The 5787-nt window shown below is 55.5% G+C and carries 3 rRNA genes; all 3 read left to right on the forward strand.

Annotation, left to right across the window (positions count from 1 at the left end):
• Positions 1-184: 184 nt before the first annotated feature.
• The 3 genes from ACZYZ3_RS20310 (at position 185) to rrf (ending at position 5731) form a co-directional block, all read left to right on the forward strand.
• Positions 185-1708 (forward strand): 16S ribosomal RNA (locus tag ACZYZ3_RS20310).
• Between the two features lie 563 nt (positions 1709-2271).
• Positions 2272-5406: ribosomal RNA gene (locus ACZYZ3_RS20315) — 23S ribosomal RNA — on the forward strand.
• Between the two features lie 208 nt (positions 5407-5614).
• Positions 5615-5731, forward strand: a 5S ribosomal RNA gene (gene rrf / locus ACZYZ3_RS20320).
• The 16S, 23S and 5S rRNA genes sit together here, the layout of an rRNA operon.
• The last annotated feature ends 56 nt before the right edge of the window (positions 5732-5787 follow it).

Raw genomic sequence — 5787 nt, forward strand, 5'->3', positions numbered from 1 at the left:
TGTGTCTGTTGTTTGAGAACTCAATAGTGTGCCAAGTTTGTTGATACCAATTTATTGTATTGAATTGGTTGAATTGATCAGGCCTGCCACCCCGTGGTGTGGTCTGGTTTTTACAGCTGGTTTCAAATTTTGTGCAGCCGGCACGTCCCGTTTTCCCGGGGGTGTTGGTTGTGTCTGTTTTACTTCAACGGAGAGTTTGATCCTGGCTCAGGATGAACGCTGGCGGCGTGCTTAACACATGCAAGTCGAACGATGATCCCAGCTTGCTGGGGGATTAGTGGCGAACGGGTGAGTAACACGTGAGTAACCTGCCCTTAACTCTGGGATAAGCCTGGGAAACTGGGTCTAATACCGGATATGACTCCTCATCGCATGGTGGGGGGTGGAAAGCTTTATTGTGGTTTTGGATGGACTCGCGGCCTATCAGCTTGTTGGTGAGGTAATGGCTCACCAAGGCGACGACGGGTAGCCGGCCTGAGAGGGTGACCGGCCACACTGGGACTGAGACACGGCCCAGACTCCTACGGGAGGCAGCAGTGGGGAATATTGCACAATGGGCGAAAGCCTGATGCAGCGACGCCGCGTGAGGGATGACGGCCTTCGGGTTGTAAACCTCTTTCAGTAGGGAAGAAGCGAAAGTGACGGTACCTGCAGAAGAAGCGCCGGCTAACTACGTGCCAGCAGCCGCGGTAATACGTAGGGCGCAAGCGTTATCCGGAATTATTGGGCGTAAAGAGCTCGTAGGCGGTTTGTCGCGTCTGCCGTGAAAGTCCGGGGCTCAACTCCGGATCTGCGGTGGGTACGGGCAGACTAGAGTGATGTAGGGGAGACTGGAATTCCTGGTGTAGCGGTGAAATGCGCAGATATCAGGAGGAACACCGATGGCGAAGGCAGGTCTCTGGGCATTAACTGACGCTGAGGAGCGAAAGCATGGGGAGCGAACAGGATTAGATACCCTGGTAGTCCATGCCGTAAACGTTGGGCACTAGGTGTGGGGGACATTCCACGTTTTCCGTACCGTAGCTAACGCATTAAGTGCCCCGCCTGGGGAGTACGGCCGCAAGGCTAAAACTCAAAGGAATTGACGGGGGCCCGCACAAGCGGCGGAGCATGCGGATTAATTCGATGCAACGCGAAGAACCTTACCAAGGCTTGACATGAACCGGAAACACCTGGAAACAGGTGCCCCGCTTGCGGTCGGTTTACAGGTGGTGCATGGTTGTCGTCAGCTCGTGTCGTGAGATGTTGGGTTAAGTCCCGCAACGAGCGCAACCCTCGTTCTATGTTGCCAGCGCGTTATGGCGGGGACTCATAGGAGACTGCCGGGGTCAACTCGGAGGAAGGTGGGGACGACGTCAAATCATCATGCCCCTTATGTCTTGGGCTTCACGCATGCTACAATGGCCGGTACAAAGGGTTGCGATACTGTGAGGTGGAGCTAATCCCAAAAAGCCGGTCTCAGTTCGGATTGGGGTCTGCAACTCGACCCCATGAAGTCGGAGTCGCTAGTAATCGCAGATCAGCAACGCTGCGGTGAATACGTTCCCGGGCCTTGTACACACCGCCCGTCAAGTCACGAAAGTTGGTAACACCCGAAGCCGGTGGCCTAACCCCTTGTGGGAGGGAGCTGTCGAAGGTGGGACTGGCGATTGGGACTAAGTCGTAACAAGGTAGCCGTACCGGAAGGTGCGGCTGGATCACCTCCTTTCTAAGGAGCACCTACAGTCACCTTGCCCCGTGTATGCGGGTGTGGAGGGGTTGTCAGGAGTACGCCCGTTGCGCAGACGCTAGTTCTGCGGCGGGTGCTCACGGGTGGAATATCAACGAATAGCGGCCGCCGGTTTTTCCCCGGCACCCAGTACGGATTTGCTTGCCTCTTTGGGGGTGGTGGTCCTGGAACGGTGTGGGGGAGGGTACGGGCGGTTTAGTGTTTGGCACACTGTTGGGTCCTGAGGCAACAGGACCATGTTGTCTGGTTTCTGCTGGTTTCCCTGCGGGGGAGCGTGGGCGGGGGTCAGGTCGTGTGGGACTTGTGTTTCTGGTTTCCTGGCTGCGCCGAGCGCACACGTATGTGTGTGGGGTGTGTGGTACGGGGTTGTTGTTTGAGAACTACATAGTGGACGCGAGCATCTTTTATAAGAAGCAATTTCCAAGATATATGAACCTGGATCTGTGCTGCTGTTGTTGGTTGTGCCTTTTGGGGTGTGGCCGGTGGTGGTGGTGTGGTTTCCGTGGTTCTCTCGAAAGAATAGCGTTTTATTGATCTTTTGTGGTCAAGTTTTTAAGAGCACACGGTGGATGCCTTGGCATTAGGAGCCGAAGAAGGACGTAGGAATCTGCGATAAGCCTGGGGGAGTCGATAACCGGACTGTGATCCCAGGGTGTCCGAATGGGGAAACCCCGCCAGGGGCGCGAGCTGCCTGGTGACCCGCATCTGAACACATAGGGTGCGTGGAGGGAACGCGGGGAAGTGAAACATCTCAGTACCCGCAGGAAGAGAAAACAATAGTGATTCCGTCAGTAGTGGCGAGCGAACGCGGATCAGGCTAAACCGTTCCATGTGTGATAGCCGGCGGGCGTTGCATGGTCGGGGTTGTGGGACTTCCCATTCTGTCTCTGCCGGGACAGTGGGGTGTGTAGTACAGGCATAGGTGAACGGTCTTGAAAGGCCGGCCAGAGAGGGTGTGAGCCCCGTAACCGAAATGTTGTGTACCGCCCGGGGAGTATCCCAAGTAGCACGGGGCCCGAGAAATCCCGTGTGAATCTGTCAGGACCACCTGATAAGCCTAAATACTCCCTAATGACCGATAGCGGACCAGTACCGTGAGGGAAAGGTGAAAAGTACCCCGGGAGGGGAGTGAAACAGTACCTGAAACCGTGTGCTTACAATCCGTCGGAGCCAGTCTGATTCTGGTGACGGCGTGCCTTTTGAAGAATGAGCCTGCGAGTTAGTGTTACGTCGCGAGGTTAACCCGTGTGGGGAAGCCGTAGCGAAAGCGAGTCTGAATAGGGCGTTGCAGTGGCGTGATCTAGACCCGAAGCGAAGTGATCTACCCATGGCCAGGTTGAAGCGACGGTAAGACGTCGTGGAGGACCGAACCCACTTCAGTTGAAAATGGAGGGGATGAGCTGTGGGTAGGGGTGAAAGGCCAATCAAACTTCGTGATAGCTGGTTCTCCCCGAAATGCATTTAGGTGCAGCGTTGCGTGTTTCTTACCGGAGGTAGAGCTACTGGATGGCTAATGGGCCCTACAAGGTTACTGACGTCAGCCAAACTCCGAATGCCGGTAAGTGAGAGCGCAGCAGTGAGACTGTGGGGGATAAGCTTCATAGTCGAGAGGGAAACAGCCCAGACCACCAACTAAGGCCCCTAAGCGTGTGCTAAGTGGGAAAGGATGTGGAGTTGCGAAGACAACCAGGAGGTTGGCTTAGAAGCAGCCATCCTTAAAAGAGTGCGTAATAGCTCACTGGTCAAGTGATTCCGCGCCGACAATGTAGCGGGGCTCAAGTACACCGCCGAAGTTGTGGATTTCAGATATTAGCTAAGCCGCCCCTTGTGGGTTGGTTCAGGCGTCTGGAGTGGTAGGGGAGCGTCGTGTGGGCAGTGAAGTCGCGGTGTAAACCAGCGGTGGAGCCTACACGAGTGAGAATGCAGGCATGAGTAGCGAAAGACGGGTGAGAAACCCGTCCGCCGAATGATCAAGGGTTCCAGGGTCAAGCTAATCTGCCCTGGGTAAGTCGGGACCTAAGGCGAGGCCGACAGGCGTAGTCGATGGACAACGGGTTGATATTCCCGTACCGGCGAAAAACCGCCCATGCTGAACAGGGGATACTAACCGCCCAAGACCTGCCCGACACCCCTTGTGGGTGAAGGGTTTTGGTGGAGCGCGGGACCTGATCCTGGGAGGCAAGCGTATTAACAGGTGTGACGCAGGAAGGTAGCCGAGCCGGGCGATGGTTGTCCCGGTCTAAGGATGTAGGGCGAACGGTAGGCAAATCCGCCGTTCATGATGCCTGAGACCCGATGGGACTCCCGTAAGGGGGGATTCGGTGATCCTATGCTGCCTAGAAAAGCATCGACGCGAGGTTTTAGCCGCCCGTACCCCAAACCGACACAGGTGATCAGGTAGAGAATACTAAGGCGATCGAGAGAATTATGGTTAAGGAACTCGGCAAAATGCCCCCGTAACTTCGGGAGAAGGGGGGCCCCCATCGTGATGGACACTAGCTGTCCGGAGCGTGCAGGGGCCGCAGAGACCAGGGGGAAGCGACTGTTTACTAAAAACACAGGTCCGTGCGAAGTCGCAAGACGATGTATACGGACTGACTCCTGCCCGGTGCTGGAAGGTTAAGAGGACCGGTTAGCCGCAAGGCGAAGCTGAGAATTCAAGCCCCAGTAAACGGCGGTGGTAACTATAACCATCCTAAGGTAGCGAAATTCCTTGTCGGGTAAGTTCCGACCTGCACGAATGGAGTAACGACTTCCCCGCTGTCTCAACCATAAACTCGGCGAAATTGCAGTACGAGTAAAGATGCTCGTTACGCGCAGCAGGACGGAAAGACCCCGAGACCTTTACTATAGTTTGGTATTGGTGTTCGGAGTGGCTTGTGTAGGATAGGTGGGAGACGTTGAAGCCCGGACGCCAGTTCGGGTGGAGTCATCGTTGAAATACCACTCTGGTCACTTTGGACATCTAACTTCGGCCCGTAATCCGGGTCAGGGACAGTGCCTGATGGGTAGTTTAACTGGGGCGGTTGCCTCCTAAAAAGTAACGGAGGCGCCCAAAGGTTCCCTCAGCCTGGTTGGCAATCAGGTGTCGAGTGTAAGTGCACAAGGGAGCTTGACTGTGAGAGAGACATCTCGAGCAGGGACGAAAGTCGGGACTAGTGATCCGGCGGTACATTGTGGAATGGCCGTCGCTCAACGGATAAAAGGTACCTCGGGGATAACAGGCTGATCTTGCCCAAGAGTCCATATCGACGGCATGGTTTGGCACCTCGATGTCGGCTCGTCGCATCCTGGGGCTGGAGTAGGTCCCAAGGGTTGGGCTGTTCGCCCATTAAAGCGGTACGCGAGCTGGGTTTAGAACGTCGTGAGACAGTTCGGTCCCTATCCGCTGCGCGCGCAGGAAATTTGAGAAGGGCTGTCCTTAGTACGAGAGGACCGGGACGGACGAACCTCTGGTGTGTCAGTTGTACTGCCAAGTGCACCGCTGATTAGCTACGTTCGGATGGGATAACCGCTGAAAGCATCTAAGCGGGAAGCTCGCTTCGAGATGAGATTTCCATACACCTTGTGTGTGAGAGGCCCCCAGCCAGACCACTGGGTTGATAGGCCGGATGTGGAAGCGAGGACTAACGACTCGTGAAGCTGACCGGTACTAATAGGCCGATAACTTACACCACACACCCCCTTTCGTGAACGGATTCAAAAGACGTTCACACCATGAAAAGGGGTAAAAGATAACAAGACTGCTTGCGTCCACTATGTGGTTCCCAAACAACAAACCCGTTGCTTGAGGAACAAAACCACAACTAAACAACAACACCACAGTTGTAACACCAGATTTCCCACCACCACACCCCAGGGCGTGCGTGGAACGGGAGCAAGGGTTACGGCGGTCATAGCGTGGGGGAAACGCCCGGTCCCATTCCGAACCCGGAAGCTAAGACCCACAGCGCCGATGGTACTGCACCCGGGAGGGTGTGGGAGAGTAGGTCACCGCCGGAACATCATTAAACGGTCGAGAGCCCCAACCACACGGTTGGGGCTCTCCCGCATTTAAC

This window comes from Pseudarthrobacter linnaei, assembly GCF_055412825.1.